Origin of the sequence: Falsiroseomonas frigidaquae, from assembly GCF_012163145.1 — a bacterium.
Taxonomy (GTDB): Bacteria; Pseudomonadota; Alphaproteobacteria; order Acetobacterales; family Acetobacteraceae; genus Falsiroseomonas; species Falsiroseomonas frigidaquae.
Genome location: NZ_JAAVTX010000003.1, coordinates 559,591 through 576,882 on the forward strand (window position 1 = coordinate 559,591; position 17,292 = coordinate 576,882).

General features: G+C 71.9%; 13 protein-coding genes. 9 read left to right on the forward strand and 4 right to left on the reverse strand.

Annotation, left to right across the window (positions count from 1 at the left end):
- Positions 1 to 8: 8 nt before the first annotated feature.
- From HB662_RS11650 to HB662_RS11660, 3 genes are read right to left on the reverse strand one after another with little or no spacing between them, the layout of a single operon-like run.
- Positions 9 to 1,001, reverse strand: a complete 993-nt coding sequence (locus HB662_RS11650; protein ID WP_168049873.1) for a glycosyltransferase family 2 protein — start codon at positions 999 to 1,001, stop codon at positions 9 to 11.
- Entirely contained in the window at positions 998 to 2,023 is a 1,026-nt protein-coding gene (locus HB662_RS11655) for an FkbM family methyltransferase (RefSeq protein ID WP_168049874.1), read from the reverse strand. The genes HB662_RS11650 and HB662_RS11655 overlap by 4 nt, the downstream gene beginning before the upstream one ends.
- Positions 2,020 to 3,024 carry a glycosyltransferase gene (locus tag HB662_RS11660; RefSeq protein ID WP_168049875.1) on the reverse strand — a complete coding sequence of 335 codons (1,005 nt, stop codon included), beginning with the start codon at positions 3,022 to 3,024 and terminating at the stop codon, positions 2,020 to 2,022. Before HB662_RS11660 ends, HB662_RS11655 begins: the two co-directional genes overlap by 4 nt.
- A 235-nt stretch (positions 3,025 to 3,259) precedes the next feature.
- Here HB662_RS11660 and HB662_RS11665 point away from each other — a divergent pair, with 235 nt between their 5' ends.
- The 4 genes from HB662_RS11665 to HB662_RS11680 all read left to right on the forward strand — a co-directional run bounded on the left by HB662_RS11665 (position 3,260) and on the right by HB662_RS11680 (position 8,862).
- On the forward strand, positions 3,260 to 4,351 hold the full coding sequence (locus tag HB662_RS11665; protein ID WP_168049876.1) for an NAD-dependent epimerase/dehydratase family protein: 1,092 nt from the start codon (positions 3,260 to 3,262) through the stop codon (positions 4,349 to 4,351).
- A gap of 131 nt (positions 4,352 to 4,482) precedes the next feature.
- On the forward strand, positions 4,483 to 6,393 hold the full coding sequence (gene asnB, locus HB662_RS11670; protein WP_168049877.1) for an asparagine synthase (glutamine-hydrolyzing): 1,911 nt from the start codon (positions 4,483 to 4,485) through the stop codon (positions 6,391 to 6,393).
- Entirely contained in the window at positions 6,383 to 7,927 is a 1,545-nt protein-coding gene (locus HB662_RS11675) for an oligosaccharide flippase family protein (RefSeq protein ID WP_168049878.1), read from the forward strand. Before asnB ends, HB662_RS11675 begins: the two co-directional genes overlap by 11 nt.
- Positions 7,924 to 8,862, forward strand: coding sequence for a glycosyltransferase family protein (locus HB662_RS11680; RefSeq protein WP_168049879.1), 939 nt, complete (start codon positions 7,924 to 7,926; stop codon positions 8,860 to 8,862). Before HB662_RS11675 ends, HB662_RS11680 begins: the two co-directional genes overlap by 4 nt.
- Here HB662_RS11680 and HB662_RS11685 read toward each other — a convergent pair.
- The gene (locus HB662_RS11685) at positions 8,796 to 9,884 is read right to left on the reverse strand and encodes a GNAT family N-acetyltransferase (protein ID WP_168049880.1); all 1,089 of its coding nucleotides are present in this window, start codon (positions 9,882 to 9,884) and stop codon (positions 8,796 to 8,798) included. The genes HB662_RS11680 and HB662_RS11685 overlap by 67 nt on opposite strands.
- A 47-nt stretch (positions 9,885 to 9,931) precedes the next feature.
- Between HB662_RS11685 and HB662_RS11690 the strand changes: the two genes are divergently transcribed.
- From HB662_RS11690 to HB662_RS11710, 5 genes are all read left to right on the forward strand, one after another.
- A complete protein-coding gene (locus HB662_RS11690; protein ID WP_168049881.1) occupies positions 9,932 to 12,187 on the forward strand; it encodes a glycosyltransferase in 2,256 nt (751 codons plus the stop codon).
- Positions 12,184 to 12,972 (forward strand): YdcF family protein, encoded by a 789-nt coding sequence (locus tag HB662_RS11695; RefSeq protein WP_168049882.1) that lies wholly within the window; start codon positions 12,184 to 12,186, stop codon positions 12,970 to 12,972. Before HB662_RS11690 ends, HB662_RS11695 begins: the two co-directional genes overlap by 4 nt.
- 374 nt (positions 12,973 to 13,346) lie before the next feature.
- A complete protein-coding gene (locus HB662_RS11700) occupies positions 13,347 to 14,360 on the forward strand; it encodes a GNAT family N-acetyltransferase (protein WP_168049883.1) in 1,014 nt (337 codons plus the stop codon).
- Complete coding sequence (locus HB662_RS11705; RefSeq protein WP_168049884.1) at positions 14,357 to 15,550, forward strand: glycosyltransferase family 4 protein; 1,194 nt, start codon at positions 14,357 to 14,359, stop codon at positions 15,548 to 15,550. The genes HB662_RS11700 and HB662_RS11705 overlap by 4 nt, the downstream gene beginning before the upstream one ends.
- Entirely contained in the window at positions 15,547 to 16,761 is a 1,215-nt protein-coding gene (locus tag HB662_RS11710) for a glycosyltransferase family 4 protein (protein WP_168049885.1), read from the forward strand. The genes HB662_RS11705 and HB662_RS11710 overlap by 4 nt, the downstream gene beginning before the upstream one ends.
- Positions 16,762 to 17,292 lie beyond the last annotated feature (531 nt).

Sequence of the window (17,292 nt, forward strand, 5' to 3'; positions counted from 1 at the left end):
GGGGCGGCTCAGCCCCGCGCCACGCCGCGCAGCGAACCCAGGCGCAGCAGCGCGGCACCGGCCACCTGGCCGACCGGCCGCGGCAGCGAGGCGACCGCATGCTTCACGCGCCGCAAGGCGCCGTGATGCGAGGCGGGCAGCAGCCGGTAGATGGCCCGCACCGCCGCATAATCCCGCCGCGCGAAGGCGGTATCCAGCGCCGCGGCGCGGCGTGCGGCGATGCTGGCGGTGATCTGCGCGGCAAGCGGGCGCAGCGTGGGCCGCGTGGCCAGCACATGTTCCAGCACCTGGGCATCGCCCAGGTTCATCTTCTGCACATCGCCTGAATAATTGTCGCCATGCTTGCGGATGCCGACCAGCGGCCGGCGCACCACGCCGAAGGGCGGATATTCGCCGAGCAGCAGGATGGTGACGAAATCCGTGCTGACGATCCGCCCGAGGCTGGCATCCCAACCGCCCAGCCCTTGCAGGAAGCCGCGCTCCGCCACGAAGCAGGAAGGGAAGAAGGGCTGGAACTGTACCAACCGGTCCACGATCGGCGCCTCGAACACGGCCAGGTCGTCGCCGAGGTCGCGCATTCCGTCCCAGTAGCCGGGCGGCGCGTCGGCGAATTTATCGCGCGGCAGCAGCACGCCATCGCGCAGGATGCGGAAATTGGCGAAGGCGGTCCGCAGCGCCGGTGTGCGCGCCCACAGCGCCTGCATCGTCGCGATGAAATCCGGCTGCCAGATGTCGTCGCTGTCGCAGAAGGCGACGAGATCGCCGCGCGCCACCGCCAGCGCGGAGTTGCGCGCCGCCAGCTCCCCGCCATTGGGGATGCGCATATAGGTGACGCGCGGCGCGTAGCGCGCCACGACCTCCGCCGTGTCGTCGGTGGAGCCGTCATCCACCACGATCACCTCCAGCGCCGGGCTGGTCTGCGCCAGCACGGCGTCCAGCGTCTCGGGCAGCAGATGGGCGCGGTTGTAGGTCGGGATGATGACGCTGACGGATCGCATCATGCGGCCCTCCGGAACACCAGGTCCGCCACCTCGAAATCGCGCCGCGCCAGCGGCACCACCTGCAGGGGCGGCGTGTCGATGTAGAATTGCGCGCGGTAGGGGTTCATCACCTCGAAGGCCTGGAAGCCGGCGCCGGCGAACAGCGCCAGCAGCTCATCCAGCGAACCGCCGAGCTGGCGCAACGCCGCCGGATTCACCTCGCACAGGATCTCGGCATCCGCCCGCAGCAGCGGCAGCACATCGCGCATGCCCTGCACCACCAGCCATTCGGCGCCCTCCACATCCATCTTGATGAGGCGTGCGGCGCGCAGTTCCTCCAGCGGCACGATCTGCGAAAGCGGGCGTCCTTCCACCACCGCCTCCTGCGCCGCGCCGAGCCGCTCGGCCTCCGTCGCCACGATGGTGGTGCCGCCGAGGTTGCGGTCGTCATGCAGGTAGACGCTGACGGTGCCGGGCACATCCGTCGCCGCCAGGTTGTAGGTCTGCACGTTGGTGACGCCATTCGTCGCCAGGTTCTGCCGCAGCCGCGCATGGATCCAGGGCGAGGCCTCCACCGCATGCACGCGGCCCGTGGGCCCCACCAGATGCGCGGCGAGCAGCGCATGGGTGCCGACATTGGCGCCGATATCCACCACCACGTCGCCGGGCTTCAGCGCGGCGCGGTAGATGGCGGTGATCGCCGGTTCCCACACGCCGAAGAAATACATGTAGCCATGCACCGCATCCGGCAGCGCGCCGGCGAAGCGCGCGCCGAAGCGGGAACGCGCCTCGATCTCCAGCCGCCGCCACAGGATACGGCGTTCCACCACATGCCGCCACAGCCAGGCCTTGCCCAGGCTGCCCGGCATGCTCTGGAAATAGTGCCGCAGGCCGGCGCAGGCGGCTTGCAGCGCCGCGGTCTTCAGGCGTTCGCGCAGCGTATTGTTGCGATCAGGTCCATCGGAATGGTGCGGCCCGGCCTGGTGCGGCCCAGCCTGGTGCGGCCCAGCCTGGTGCGGCACTGAGATATTGATGGCGTTCATGTCGCGCTCCGCACGGTGAATTGTTCTGCCTGGCTGTAGTGCCGCAGGTCGCGGCCTTCGGTTCCGCCCAGCCACAGGCTCAGGAAGCGGGCGAGGTCGCCGACCTCCCGCGGGTCCACCAGCCAGGCCGCGACGGCGGCGCGCAGCGCCGTGAAGCGGTTGCCGGCCAGCAGGTTGTTCAGTGCAAGGCCCTTGGTGGCCTTGTAGCGTGCCCAGCGCCGCTCCCGCGCGAAGCCGTGCAGCAGCGGGTCCCGTGCCGCCGCCACATGCACCTTCAGCGCCGAGAAGCGCAGCCGCGCCGCGTTGGAGGTGAGGCTCGGCCGGCCGCGGCGCCAGGCGTAGCCCTGGGCATCCAGGTAATGCAGCGGCGCCAGCACCGACAGCCGCGCCATCAGGTGGATATCCTCGCCATAGGTCACGCCCTCGGCGAAGCCGCCGGCGCGCAGCAGCACGTCCCGGCGCACCAGCATGGCGCCCAGATGCATCCAGAAATTGCTGAGCATCAGCGCCGTCAGCCTGGCGCCGCCATGCCGGGTCAGGCCCGGGGCCAGCGGCTCCGCGCCCTCGGTGGGCAGGCCGGCGGCCGGCTCCGTACCGTCATCCGGGTTGAGCAGGCAGTGGCGGGAGCCGATCCAGGCCGCGTCCGGCCAGGCCGCCGCCACCGCGCACAGCCGTTCCAGATGGCCCGGCAGCCACAGGTCATCGGCATCCAGGAAGCCGACCCAGTCGCCGATCGCGACCTGCATGCCGAGGTTGCGCGCGCTGGCGGGCCCGGCATTGCGCGGGTTCCGCAGCACCAGCACGCGGCTATCCGCTTCGGCCAGTTCGGCCAGCGCCGCGCAGGTTGCCGCGTTGCGCGACGCATCGTCGACGAGAATGAGCTGCGCGATTCCATCCGGCACGCCGTCCGCCTGCTGCGCCGCGCCCAGCACGGATCGCGCTGCGGCGCGCAGCAGGTCGGGCGGTGTGTCGTAGACCGGGCAGATGAGGCTGATCCGCACCCTGGGGATCCTTTATGCGAGGTGATGACGCGGAACATCCTCCAAATTCCCGGATACGACAGCATAAAAATGATCAATTTTCTCTCATGATAAAACATCGAATATAATTCAATCATAATGCAATTTAGGTGATCTTCGCGTGTTTTATCAAGAACATGCGAACCAATAATTCGAACAGTCTATTTTCCATGGGATCAGGGTAAGCATGTAGGCATGGAAACAGCACGGTAGTCCGGTGGCATTACTTCTCGTGACAGGCGGTTGCGGCTTCATCGGATCGCATCTCTGCGCCGCCCTGGTGGCGCGTGGCGACCAGGTGAGGGTGCTCGATGACCTCTCAACCGGCTCCCGCGCCAATCTGGCGCGCGGAGCCACGCTCATTGTCGGCAAGGTCGAGGACCCAGCCACGGTGCAGGCGGCGATGCAGGGGGTGGACGGGGTGTACCACCTCGCCGCCATCGCCTCCGTCGCGCGCTGCACGGAGGCGTGGCAGGAGACGCACCGCATCAACCTTTCCGCCACCATCTCCGTGCTCGACGCAGCGCGCGATGTCGGGCACGGCCTCGCGGTGCCGGTGGTCTACGCCTCCTCCGCCGCCATCTACGGCGTGCCGGACATCTGCCCGCTGGACGAGGATGCGCCGGCGCGGCCGCTCTCGGCCTATGGCGCGGACAAGCTGGGCTGCGAACTGCACGCCCGCGTCGCCGGCGTGGTGCATGGCGTGCCAAGCGTCGGGCTGCGCTTCTTCAACGTGTATGGGCCACGGCAGGACCCGCGCTCACCTTATTCAGGCGTCATCTCGATCTTCTGCGAGCGCCTGGCCCGCAACCAGCCGGTCTTCGTGCATGGCGATGGCCGGCAGACGCGGGATTTCGTCTTCGTCGCGGATGTGGTGGCCGCGCTGCTTGCGGCGCTGCCCGCCGCATCCACCGACGCGCCCGTGTTCAATGTCTGCACCGGCCAGCCCACCTCGCTGCTCGAACTGATCGACACCATCGGCCGCGTCTGCGGCACGGCGCCACAGGTCGAACACCAGGCGCCGCGGCTGGGTGACATCCGCCATTCGGTCGGCTCCGTCCTGCGCGCGCGCCAAGCGCTGCGGCTGCGGCCGCCGATCGCGTTGCAGGATGGTCTTTCCGCCGTGATCGGCTGGCTGCGGGATGGCAGCCCGGCGCTGTCCGATGTGCGGCCCGTGGCGCTGCGGGCGCCGCGCGCGTCTCAGGCGAACAGCCAGCGCAGGATCGCCACGACCAGGAACCAGGACGCGATGGAAAGACTGAGGATGACGGCGATGGAAAGGCGCCAGGACCAGCGACCGCGCACCTAGCGCACCCCGCCTGCGGACACGCCTCGCCGACACTCCACCCCGCAGACCCCCGCATCTTCGATGCGTTTCAGAATGACCGCGGCCCCCAGGGGCCGCAAGCGCCTTCGCCCGCGCGCCAGGAGACACCGCCCATGTGTGGACTCGTCGGTCTGTTCCACCCGCTTGATCCGGCAACGCCGGATCGTCGCACGCTGCACGGCATGGCCGAATTGCTGCGCCACCGCGGCCCGGATGGCGAAGGCGTCCATGCCGAGGCGCATCTGGGCCTCGGCCACCGGCGCCTCGCCATCGTCGACCTCGCCGGCGGTGCGCAGCCGATGGCGACGGAGGATGGTCGCGTCGTGATCTCCTTCAACGGCGAGATCTACAACCACACGGAACTGCGGCAGGCGCTGGAAGCGCTCGGCCATGTGTTCCGCACGCGTTCGGACACGGAGTCGATCCTGCTCGGCTGGAAGGCCTGGGGCCTGGCGGTGCTGGACCGGCTGGATGGCATGTTCGCCTTCGCGCTGTGGGACCGCGACCGTGGCGAATTGCTGCTGGCGCGCGACCGGCTGGGCGAGAAGCCGCTGCACTACGCGCGCACCCCCGGCGGCGGCTGGGCCTTCGCCTCCGAGTTGCAGCCGCTGCTGTCCCTGCCTGGGGTTTCGCGCGGGATGAACGCGGCGGCGGTGGAGGATTTCCTCGCCCTTGGCTACGTGCCGGACCCGCACAGCATCCATCTCGGCATCCAGCGCCTGCCACCGGCGCATGCGCTGCTGCTGCAGCGCGGGCGGCCGGAACCGGCGGCGCTGTACCGTTACTGGCAGCCGCCGACGCGCGCCGCCGCCGCCCCCGCCGATGCGCCGGCGGAGCTGGCAAGGCGGCTGGATGCCGCGGTGCGGGCGCGGCTGATGGCCGATGTGCCGCTCGGCGCCTTCCTCTCCGGTGGCCTCGATTCCGGCGCCGTCACGGCGCTCGCCGCGCGCGCCCATGCGGGCATCGACAGCTTCACCATCGGCTTTCCCGGGCCGGAGGATGAAAGCACCATCGCGGCGGAGGTCGCCGCCCGCACCGGCACGCGCCACCACACCCAGGCGGCGGAGACGGATTACCTGGCCGCCGCGCGCGGCCAGGCCGCGCTGTTCGGCGAGCCCTTCGGCGACCATTCCGCGGTGCCGACGCTGGCGGTCTGCACGCTGGCGCGGCGGCATGTGACGGTGGCGCTGTCCGGCGATGGTGGCGACGAGGTCTTCGCCGGCTATCGCCGGTACCGCTTCCACAAGCTGTCCGAAGGCGTGCGGCGGATGCTGCCGCCCGGCGTGCGCCGCCAGGTGATCGGCCGCCTCGCCGCCGCCTATCCGGTGCTGGCCAGCGCGCCGCGCTGGCTGCGCGCGCGCAACACGCTGACAGAACTCAGCCTGGACAGCGCGCTGGGCTATTATCGCACCGTCTGCAAGCTGCATGATTCACGTCGCCGCGCGCTGTTCTCGCCGGCGATGCGCGCGCAGCTCGATGGCCACGACCCGGCCGCGCGCTTCCCCGCGCTGATGGCGGAATGCGATCCGGAGGATGCGCTGCTGCAGGCGCAATACGCGGACCTGCATACCTACCTGCCCGGGGACATCCTGACCAAGCTCGACCGCACCAGCATGGCGGTGTCGCTGGAGGTGCGGCCGCCGCTGCTGGCGCATGGGCTGGTGGAATGGGGCATGTCGCTGCCCGCCCATCTCAAGCTGCAGGGCGGCCGCGGCAAGCAGGTGCTGCGCCGCGCCATGGCGCCGCTGCTGCCCGATTCCGTGCTGCACGGCGCCAAGCGCGGCTTCGCGCAGGGCATCGCCGGGCAGTTCCGCGAACGCGCGGAGACGGTGCGTGCGCGCCTGACCGGGGAGGCGATGCTGGATAGCGGCCTGTTCGAGGCCACGGCGCTGCAGCGCCTGGTGGATGAACATGCCAGCGGCCGCGCCGACCATTCGCAGCCGATCTGGCAGATGCTGGTGATGGAAGGCTTCCTGCGCGGCGGCACGCAGCCGGCGGAGGCCGAGTTGACGCATGCCGTCTGAGTCCGAAGCACACACGCCGAAGGGCAGCATCCTCGCCCGCACCGCGCTCGGCGCCTTCTGGATGGTGGCCTGGCGCATGGCGACGCGGCTGCTCGGCCTGGTCAGCACGCTGATCCTGGTGCGGCTGCTGGTGCCGGAGGATTTCGGCCTGATCGCCCTCGCCGCCTCCTTCGCCACCGCGCTGAATGTCGCGCTGACGCTGGGGGTGGAGGAACAGATCATCCGCGCCCGCGCGCCGGACCGCGCGATGTACGACACCGGCTTCACGCTGAACCTGCTGCGCGGCGTGCTGGTCGGTGCGCTGGTCTGGGCCGCTGCCGCCCCCGCCGCGGATTTCTTCGACGAGGCGCGGCTGGAGCCGGTGCTGCTGGCGCTGGCACTGTCCGCCGCGCTCAGCGGGCTGGCGAATATCGCCGTGGTGGATTTCCGCCGCGACCTGCGCTTCGACCGTGAATTCACGCTGAACCTGTATCCGCGCCTGGCCGGCATCGCCGTCACCATCGGCCTCGCCTTCCTGGTCCGCAGCCATTGGGCGCTGGTCGCAGGCATCTTCGTCAACCGCTTCGGCATGGTGGTGATGAGCTACACCATGCACGCCTACCGCCCCCGGCTGACTCTGGTGGCCTGGCGCAGCCTCGCCGGAATTTCCGCCTGGACCTGGGCGCTCAGCATGGCGACCATGGTGAAGGACCGTTCCGAGAGCCTGGTGATCGGCCGGCTGCTCGGCACCACCTCGGTCGGCCACTACGCCGTGGGCGTGGAGATCGCGACGCTGCCGGCGACGGAGGTGGTGGAGCCGATCTGCCGCGCCTGCATGCCGGGCTTCGCCGCCAGCCATCGCGCGGAAGCCGATGCCGGGCGCGACAATTTCCTGCGCATCTCGGCGCTGCTGGCGCTGCTGACGCTGCCGGCCGGCGTCGGCATTTCGGCCGTCGCCGGGCCGGTCGTGGCGCTCGGCTTCGGCCAGCCCTGGCTGGAGGCGGTGCCGGTGGTCGCCATCCTCGGCATCGCCGGCATGCTGACGCTGTTCGGCAATGTCAGCACGGCGCTGCTGCTGGCGCATGCGCGGCTGGCGCTGCTGATGGTCATCACGATCGGCGCCGGCGCGCTGCGGCTGGCGCTGCTGCTGCTGCTGACGCCGACGCTCGGGCTGACCGGCGCCGCGCTTGCCGTCGGCGCCTCGGTGCTGGCGGAGCATGTGGTGCTGGTGCAGCGGGCGCTGGTGCTGCTGCGGCTGCCGCCACCGGCGCTGCTGGCGCGGCTGTGGCGCCCCACCCTGGCGGCCGGGCTGATGGCGGTGCTGCTGTGGGGCACCGGCCTCGGCTGGGCGCCGCCGCCGGGCACCGCCGGCAGCGCGGCGCTACTGCTGGCACAGGGCGCGGCGCTGGGTGCGCTGGCCTATGCGCTGGCGCTGTTCGCGCTGTGGGCGCTGTCCGGGCGTCCGCCGGGGGCGGAGACGGATCTGCTTGGCCTGCTGCACCGCCTGCTCGGCCGCCTCACCATGCTGCGGCCGGCGCAGCGCCGCAGCGCATGACGGAGCTGTGGTCGATCGGCGTGTTCGGCCGCAACGAGGCGGCGCGGATCGGCGCCTGCCTGCGCGCCATCGCGCGCGCCGGGCAGCAGGCGGCGCCGCGTGCCCGCCTGCATGTCACGGTGCTGCTGAACGGCACCACCGATGATTCGCCCGCGCTGGCCGCCACGGCGCTGCGCGAGCTGGGCCTGGCGGGCGCCGTGTACCAGGTGCCGCATGGCTGCAAGTCGCACGCGCTGAACCTGTTCCTGCACGAGCTGCGGCCGCCGGCGGCGATGTATGTCTGCATCGATGCCTATGCGGAGATCCAGCCGGATGCGCTGGTGCGGCTGGCGGCGCGGCTGGATGCGTCGCCGCAGGCGCTCGCCGCCGCCGCGGTGCCCAGCAGCGGCCGCAGCGCCGCCGCTCTGCGGCAGGGCATGCTGCAATATCCCGGCCTGCACGGCTCGCTGTTCGCGCTGCGCGGCAGCGTGGTGGCGCGGCTCGCGGAGGCCGGGCTGCGCCTGCCGGTCGGGCTGTATCGCGGCGACGGGCTGCTCGGCGCCTTCCTGATGCACGATCTGGACGCCGCCCGGCATGATTGGGAATGGGCCCGCGTGGCGGTGGAGCCGGAGGCGAGCTGGACCACGCCGCAATGGCAGCCCTGGCGCCTGCGGGATCTGCGCCGGCATCTGCACCGGCTGGTGCGGCAGGGCCGCGGGCGGCTGGAATCCGCGGCGCTGCGGCAGGCGATCTACCAGGGCGGCGGCTTCGCCGCGCTGCCCGTGGATGCGGACCGGCTGGTGCGCGACTGGGTGGCCGCCGACCCCGCCGCCCGCCGGCCGCGCCCCTGGCGCGACCCCTTCGCCTGGCTGGCCTTTGCCGGGCTGCGTCAGGCCTCCGCGCCATCGCCCGCCGCGCTGCGGCCTTCCCTGGTGCTGCGGAACGACGCGGCATGAGGACGCAGCGCATGCCAGGCGCGCAGCGCCACGCCGGTGGGCGACCAACGCGGCACCAGCTCCGCCCAGGCCAGCGTCGCTTCCTGCTTTGCCAGGCTGCGTTTGTAGCGGTCGGCGCCGCCGAGGAAGTCATACACGCGGTCGCCACGCGCCAGGCTGTCGGCGATCGCCAGCGCGTGACAGGTCAGGCCCGGCTTGGCATGGTTGCCCTCCGCCGGCGCGAAGCCGCTCTGGTAGGCGGAGACGCGGCCGCGCAGGCGGAAATTGTACAGAATGCCGAGGGTACCGGCACCGGCGCGGAATTCCAGCAGCTCCACCTCCCCGCGTGGCAGCGCGCGCGCCAGCAGCGCGTCGTGGAAGCGGCGCAGATAGGCGGTGGCGAAGGCGCCCGGCCGGCCGCGCGCCTGCCAGGTCGCCTCATGCAGCCGGACCATGCGCGCCAGCATCGCCTGCGCGTCCTGCAGCGTCGCGGCGCGGTGCAGCTGCACCTCGCCGTAGTGCCGCAGGGACCGGCGGATCTGCTGTCGCGCATTGGCGCTCAGCATCGCCAGATGGTCGCCGCCGGCGGCACGGATGGCATCCAGATCGACGAAGGGCGCCTGCCGTTCCTGGCAGCGCAGCCGCACGCCCGGCGCGGCGGCCAGTATCCCGGGCGCGACGCCGCCCAGCACCAGCCGGCGCACGCCGCGCGCCGCGGCGGCCTGCCGCAGCAGCGCGGCGAGAAGGCCCGGTTCATCCAGCATCAGGGGGCCGTTATGCTCGACGAAGGGCGCATCCCGCGCCGGATCGCCGCTTTCGCCGAGACACAGGCGGCCACCGCGGCGGTTGCACAGCGCCAGCGCCACCACCTGCCCCGCGCGTTCGGCGCGCAGCAGCAGCGCATCGTCGAAGCGTTCCGCGGCCAGGCAGCCGACCCAGCTCCAGCTCCGGAAGAAGGACAGCTCCGGCACGCGGGCCTCCAGCGCACGCCATTCCGCGCCGAGCGTCTGCAGGTCCGGGCGCGGGATCAGGTCGATCTTCATTGCCGCCATGCAGCGCGATGCGCGCCCGCTCCGCAAGGGGCCGGCGCATGAGCACGACCGAAAAGCAGCCGGCTGCGCCGCGGCGCCCGCGCCGGGTGCTGCATGTGCTGAAATACTACCGCCCCGCCTTCACCGGCGAAGGCGTCTTCCTGGAACGCTCCAGCGCGGTGATGCAGGAAATCGCGCCGGAGGTCGGGCACGACCTGCTGGTGACGCATACGCCGCGCCCGGCGGAGGATCCGGCCGCCTGTTCCACCCTCGGCCGCATCATCTACCTGGCGGATCGCCCGCTCGGCACGCTGCAGCGGGAGTTGCGGATGGTGGCGTGGTTCCTGACGAACCTGCACCGCTACGACACGGTGCATGTCCGCACCCATGCGGACTGGTATTTCCTCACCTACCTGCTGGCCCGCCTGGCCCGGCGCCGGCTGGTGATCTCCGCCACGCTGGATGACAGCGTACCGGTGCTGGTCGGCCAGTACCGCCCCAGCCTGCGTCCATGGGCGATGCGCGGCTTCCGGCTGTTCGACGGCTTCATCAGCATCAGCCCGAAGCTGGATGCGGAAACCCGCAGCGTCGCGGACCCCGCGCGCTGTCACCTGATTCCCTGCGGCGTCAGCATCCCCGTGGTGCCGCCGGATGGCCGAGCCCGGCTGCGCGCCGAGCTCGGCATCGGGGCGGAGGAGCTGGTGCTGCTGTTCGTCGGCGGCCTCGGCGCGCGCAAGGACCCGCTGTTCCTGGTGCGCGCCCTGCCGCGCATCCTGGCGGCGCGGCCGGATGTGCGGCTGCTGCTGGTCGGCCCGGTGCTGGAGGAAGCGCATCTCTGGGCGATCGAGGATGAGATGGCGCGCCTCGGGCTGCAGGACCGCGTCATCCTGGCCGGCGAGCAGCGCGACCCGCACCCCTATTTCACCGCGTCCGACGTGCTGGTCTTTGGCTCCCACCTCGAAGGCTTCGGCACGGTGGTGCCGGAGGCGATGGCGCATGGCCTGCCCGTGGTGGTGCGCCACCTGCCCGGTGTGAATGACAGCTTCGTGCGGCCGGACGAGACCGGCTACCTGTTCACCGACGAGGATGGCTACGTGGCCGCCGTCAATCGCCTTGCCGCCGATGCGGAACTGCGCGCGCGGATCGGCGCGGAGGGCCGCAAGCTGGCACGGGCGCGCTTCGGCATGCGCGGCGTGGCGCAGCGCTACCTGTCCGTCTACGGCGTCAAGGCGCCGCCGCTGCCACCGGAGGAAACCCGGCTCGGCGCCAACGCTTCCGTGCTCGACCGCCGCTTCCACCTGCCGGTGCCGGCGCCAGCGGAAGCCCAGCCGCTGCTGATCACGATGGTGGATGCGGAGGAGGCCTTCGACTGGTCCGGCCCGTTCCGCCGGGATGCGCCGGATGTCACCTCCATGGCGGCGCAGGCGCTGGCTCACCGGGTGTTCGAACGGCACGGCGTGGTGCCGCTGTACCTGGTGGACTACCCGGTGGCGACGCAGGATGCCGGCCGCGCGCCGCTGCGCGAATTGCTCGCCTCCGGCGCCTGCGAGATCGGCGCGCAGATGCACCCCTGGGTGACACCGCCCTTCGCCGAGGAGGTGAATGAGCGCAACAGCTATGCCGGCAACCTGCCGGTGGACCTGGAACTGGCCAAGGCGCGCTGCCTGACGGACACGCTGGCGGAGGCCTTCGGCACGGTGCCGCGCATCTACCGCACCGGGCGCTTCGGCGCCGGGCCGCGCACCGCGGATATCCTGAAGTCGCTGGGCTACATGGCCGACAGCAGCGTCACCCCGCATTGGCCGCCGGGCGGCGTGGCGGGCGGGCCGGCCGGCAACTGGGCCTTCTCGGCGCGGCCCTACTGGGCGGACCGCGACCGCACGCTGGTCGAGATCCCGGTCTCCGCCGCGCTGGTCGGCCGGCTGGCCGGCACGCGGGCGGAACGGCTTGCGCCGCTGCTGTTCGGGCCGACCGGGCAGCGCCTGCACATGGGCGGTGCGCTGGCCCGGCTCGGGCTGCTGGAACGCATCCGGCTGAGCCCGGAGGGCATGACGCTGGAGGAAGCCAAGCGGCTGACCCGGCACATGCTGGCGCATGGCCATCGGGTGTTCGTGCTGACCTACCACTCGCCCTCCCTCGCTCCCGGCAACACCCCCTATGTGCGGGATGCGGCACAGCTCGAACGCTTCCTGGGCTGGCTGGATGCCTTCTACGCCTTCTTCCGGGAGGAAGCCGGCGGCCGCTTCGGCAGTTGGCGGGAAGTGCGCGGCAGCCAGCCGGCGCCGCCGCGCCCGGCCACGCTGACCAGGGCATGAACCAGCTTCAGAACGCACTCGCGCCGCTGCTGCTGCCGCCCCTGGCGCTGGTGCTGCTGGCGCTGCTGGCTGGGCTGCTGGCGGCGAACCGGGCGCGGCGACAGGCGGGGCCGCACAGCGGCTGGGCAGCGTCGCGGAGCGGTTGGGCGGGTCTGCTGGCGGCCGCCTGCAGCTTCGGCGTGCTGCTGCTGGCGACGCCGCTGGTCGCCGGGCTGCTGATCCATTCGCTGGATGCGGCGCCCGGTGAAGCGTCGGGTGAAGAGCCCGGCGCCATCATCATCCTCGGCGGGGACATGGCGCAGGGCCTCCAGGGTGCGGAGGTCGGGCTGCTGACGCTGGAACGCCTGCGTGCCGGTGCCGCGCTGCACCGGGAAAGCGGGCTGCCGATCCTGGTTACCGGCGGCACGCTTTCCGCCGGCCAGCCGCCGCTCGCGCGGTTGATGGCGCGCAGCCTGGAGGCGGATTTCGGCGTCCCGGCGCGCTGGGTGGAGGCGCGCGCCGCCGATACGCGGGAGAATGCGGCCTTCGCGACCGCGCTGCTGCGGGCGGATGGCGTCGCCGCAGCCTGGCTGGTGACGCAGGGCTGGCACATGCCCCGGGCCCAGGGCGCCTTCGCGCGGCAGCACTTCCCCGTGCGCCCGGCGCCGGTACGGCGCAGCCACGCACCGGTGCTGGAGCCGGCGGCACTGCTGCCGCGTGCCGACCACCTGACGGAAAGCTGGTTCGCCCTGCACGAATGGGCCGGGCGCGCGTTCTACGCGCTGCGCGACGGGTGGGCGCCATGACCAGGGCTGTCGAAGCGCCTTACAGCACCATCCCCTGCTGCCGGAAGCTACGGACAGCGCACTGTTCTGAAATGAAAAATTCCATGGCAAGCGGCTTGCATCCCGGTCACGTGAACCTGCCACCCGCCGGCCGCGCCGATGGTGCCCCGGCGGTCGCCACGCCCTATCCGGCACCTGCACCGTTACCGACCGAGGATCTGCTTGCCCATGCGCCCCCACCTGCGGCATCGCCGTCCCGCGCCAGGTCAGGCCACCCCTTGAGCCCAGACGGGGCACATGGCGGCGCCACGCGGCCGTACCGCAACGGGCCCCTCCATGACGGGCCCCTCAGCCCCGGCCCGAGGCCGCGGCCGGCACCGCTGCGCCTGTTGCCGTTGACGGAAGCTCGCCTGCCGGATTGGTGCGACCGCTTCCTGCAGCCGGTCGATGCCGGGGACATCTTCGCCACCCGCCTGTGGTACGACACGACGCTGGCGCACGCCCTGCCGCCGGGCGCCAGCCCGCTGCTCGGCCTGTGCGCGGAGGAGTTGGCGTTGCTGCCGTTGCAGCGCGGCGCCGGCGGCAGCCTCCGCAGCCTCACCACCCCCTATTCCCTGGCCTGGCGCCCGCTTGTGGCGCCGGATGCGCCCGCTGCCATGCTCGCCACTTCCGGCGCCAGCTTCGGTGCCGCGCTGCGCTTCCGCGCTCCGGCCCGGCTGGAGGCACTGGCAGAGGATGCGCCGGGGCTGGAGGATTGGCTGGAGGGGCTGCAGTCGGCTGGCATCGCCGTGCAGCGCTACCGGCATTTCGGCAATTGGCATGAGGCGCTGGCACCGGGCGCCGGCTGGGCCGGCTACCTGGCCGCGCGCCCGCCCGCGCTGCGGACCACGGTGCGCCGCAAGCTGGACCGGGCGCGCCGCGATTTCCGCTTCGAGATGCTGCGCGAGCCAGGCCCGGCTCTGGAGGCCGGGATCGCCGGCTACCTCGACGTGCATGCGCGAAGCTGGAAGCCGGCGGAGCCCTTCCCGGCCTTCGACCCGGCTTTGATGCGCGGCGCCGCCGCGCAGGGCGCGCTGCGCCTGGCGCTGCTGCGGGATGCGGCGGGGCAGGCGGTCGCGGCGCAGTACTGGCTGGTCTCCGGCGGTCGCGCCTGGCTGCTGAAGCTGGCGCATGTCGAGGCCAGCCGCGCCGCATCCCCCGGTACCGCGTTGACCGCAATGATGATCCGCCACCTGATCGAGGAGGAAGCCGTGCAGCATCTGGATTTCGGGCGCGGCGACGATGCCTACAAAAGCCTGTGGGTGGCGGCGCGGCGGCAGCGCATCGGCCTGGTGCTGGCGCATCCGGGCCATCCGCTCGGATTGCTGGCCGTGGCGCGCAATGGATTGGCGGGATGGTTCGGCCGATGAGGATTCTCTACAGCCACCGCATCCGGTCCCGCGACGGGCAGGGCGTGCATCTGGACGCCATGGTGGCCGCGCTGCGTGCCGACGGGCATGTGGTGCAGGTCACCGGCCCGGCCGGCTATGACAAGGCCGAACTGGGCGGCGAAAGCGCCGGCCTAGCGCGGCTGCGCCGCCTGCTGCCGGCCTGGGCGCAGGCGCTGGCGGAGATTGCCTATGCGGTGCCCGCCACCTGGCGGCTGCACCGCGCCGCGGCCGCCTTCAAGCCGGACGTGATCTACGAACGCGCCAATCTGTACCACGTGGCCGGCCGCATCGTGGCCCGCACCCGCGGCGTGCCGCTGCTGCTGGAGGTGAATGCGCCGCTGGCGGAGGAACGCGCCCGCTTCGGCGGCCTCGGCCTGCCCCGGCTCTCCGCCTGGATCGAACGCTTCGCCTGGCGCGGCGCGCATCGCGTGCTGCCGGTGACGGAGGTGCTGGCCGGCCGCGTCGCGGATGCCGGCGTGCCACCCGGCCGCATCACCGTGGTGCCGAACGGCATCGACCTGGCGGATTTCCCCGAACCCGCGGCGCGCCGGGAGGGTGCTCCGGACTCGGGCGCGCTGGTGCTCGGCTTCGTCGGCTTCGTGCGGGACTGGCACGGGCTGGACAAGGCGCTGCATGGCATTGCCGCCTGGCGCGGCGACCGGCCCCTGTCGCTGGTGGTGGTGGGCGATGGCCCGGCCCGGCCGGGGCTGGAAAAGCTCGCGGCCGAACTTGGTATCGCCGACCGCGTGCGCTTCACCGGCCTGGCGGCACGGCATGCGGTGCCGGCCCTGGTCGCCGGCTTCGACATCGCCCTGCAACCGGCCGCGGTGCCCTATGCCTCTCCTCTGAAGGTCTTTGAATACATGGCCGCTGCCCGCGCGATCGTCGCCCCCGACCAGCCCAACCTGCGGGAGGTGCTGCGCGATGGCGAAACCGCGCTGCTGTTCGATCCCGCCGCGCCGGGCGCCTTCTGGGGCGCCGTGGCGCGGCTGGCGCAGGATGCCACGCTGCGGCAGCGGCTGGGCGACGCGGCCCGGGCGCAGATCCTGGCGCGCGACCTGACCTGGGCCGGCAATGCCCGCCGCGTCGTGGCGATTGCGGAGGCGGAGCGTACGGCGCTGCGGCCGCGCGGCGCGGCCGGTGAAATCGCGCGGGGGTCGCTGGCATGAGGATGCCTGCCTTCTCCCAGCCCCGGCTGGCCGAGCAGTTCCCCGATGCCGTGGCGCGGGCCGGCTCCAGCCAGGCGGGCCAGGCCGGGCAGGCCAGCACCGGCAGCCCGCTGGTGATGCATGTCTTCCCGAGCTTCGCCGTGGGTGGCGCTCAGGTGCGCTTCGCGGCGCTGGCGAACCGCTTCCGCGCCCGCTGGCGGCACGTGGTGGTGCCGCTGGATGGCAATGGCGCCTGCGCCGCGCGAATCGGCCCGCAGGTGCCCTTCACGCTGCTGGACCCCCCCGCGTCCCGCGGTACCGGCGCGGCCGGGCTGGCGCGCAAGCTGTGGGACATCCAGGCGCTGCTGCGGCGGCTGCGGCCGGATGTGCTGGTGACCGGCAATTGGGGCAGCATGGACTGGGCCATCGCCCGCCACGCCGTGCCCGGGCTGCGCCACATCCACATCGAGGACGGCTTCGGGCCGGAGGAGGCGGAGCGCCAGTTCCGCCGCCGCGTGCTGGCCCGGCGCTGGGCGCTGCGCGGCAGCACCGTGGTGCTGCCCTCCCTGACCCTGCAGCGGCTGGCGCAGCACGAGTGGAAGCTGCCGGAGGCCGCGCTGCGCTACATCCCGAACGGGCTGGACCTGAACCGCTTCCGGCCGGACGGACCGGTGGCCTGCCCGGTTCCGGGGCACGGACAGGGCGCGGTACCGCTGATCGGCACCGTGGCCGCGCTGCGGCCGGAGAAGGCGCTGGACCGCCTGCTGCGTGCCTGCGCGCTGCTGGCGCGGCGGCGCACCGCCTTCCACCTGGCGATCATCGGCGACGGCCCGGACCGCGCCCGGCTGCAGGCGCTGACGGCCTCGCTGGGGCTGGAGCAACGGGTGACCTTCGCCGGCCATGTGCCGGACCCGGCAGCCGCCTACCGGTCCTTCGACGTCTTCGCCCTGACCTCGGACACCGAGCAGATGCCGTTCTCGGTGCTGGAGGCGATGGGCACCGGCCTGGCCGTGGCGGCCACCGATGTGGGTGACGTGGCGGAGATGGTGGCCGCGCAGAACCGCCCCTTCGTGACCCCGCGCGACGATGCGGATTTCGCCATCGCCCTGGCGACGCTGCTGGAGGAGCCGGCCCGGCGGCGCAACATCGGCGCCGCCAACCGGTCCCGCGCCGTGCTGGATTTCAGCGAGGAAGCGATGTTCCAGGCCTACGCGGCCCTGATCGAAGGCTGATCCCCGCAGCCTCGGCCGCGCCCGGTCCTGTGGCACCGGGTCGCTGCCGGCTGCGCCGCATGGTTGTACCCGGCGTGGTTCGCGCGCTGCCAGATCGGGCAGCTTGACGCCGCAACCCCATCCCGTTCCTGCAGCAGCCACGGCGAATTCGCCCCTTAAGCGCACAGGTTGTGCGGTGAGGCCGCTTGGGCGGCCCCGGCCTGCCCCTGCAGCCGGCCACGTCGCGCACGCCACCCCCCTGCTTCGTGTTCAGGAACGATGGGATTTCAGGGAACCGGCGCGCAGCCATCACCTCGCCACAAACACGGTCAGAATGCGGCCGGAGCGGAGCGTCGTAACTATTCATGTATCATACTACAGCGGGGGTACTTCCAAATATGCGCAATTCTGGTGTTCATTCTGTTGCTGAACCGGTATGGATCCATACATAAGCTTACACCTCCCGGCTTTCAAATTACCGAGATCGATCTTGGACGACTTTATCTTACTGCATACCGGCCCTTCCTTTCGTAATTTTAATCAATCTTCGCG

Coding starts and splice junctions, on each gene's coding strand:
- HB662_RS11650 (WP_168049873.1), bottom strand. CDS start 1,001: ATGATGCGATCCGTCAGCGTCATCATCCCGACCTACAACCGCGCCCAT.
- HB662_RS11655 (WP_168049874.1), bottom strand. CDS start 2,023: ATGAACGCCATCAATATCTCAGTGCCGCACCAGGCTGGGCCGCACCAG.
- asnB (WP_168049877.1), top strand. CDS start 4,483: ATGTGTGGACTCGTCGGTCTGTTCCACCCGCTTGATCCGGCAACGCCG.
- HB662_RS11675 (WP_168049878.1), top strand. CDS start 6,383: ATGCCGTCTGAGTCCGAAGCACACACGCCGAAGGGCAGCATCCTCGCC.
- HB662_RS11680 (WP_168049879.1), top strand. CDS start 7,924: ATGACGGAGCTGTGGTCGATCGGCGTGTTCGGCCGCAACGAGGCGGCG.
- HB662_RS11685 (WP_168049880.1), bottom strand. CDS start 9,884: ATGAAGATCGACCTGATCCCGCGCCCGGACCTGCAGACGCTCGGCGCG.
- HB662_RS11690 (WP_168049881.1), top strand. CDS start 9,932: ATGAGCACGACCGAAAAGCAGCCGGCTGCGCCGCGGCGCCCGCGCCGG.
- HB662_RS11695 (WP_168049882.1), top strand. CDS start 12,184: ATGAACCAGCTTCAGAACGCACTCGCGCCGCTGCTGCTGCCGCCCCTG.
- HB662_RS11705 (WP_168049884.1), top strand. CDS start 14,357: ATGAGGATTCTCTACAGCCACCGCATCCGGTCCCGCGACGGGCAGGGC.
- HB662_RS11710 (WP_168049885.1), top strand. CDS start 15,547: ATGAGGATGCCTGCCTTCTCCCAGCCCCGGCTGGCCGAGCAGTTCCCC.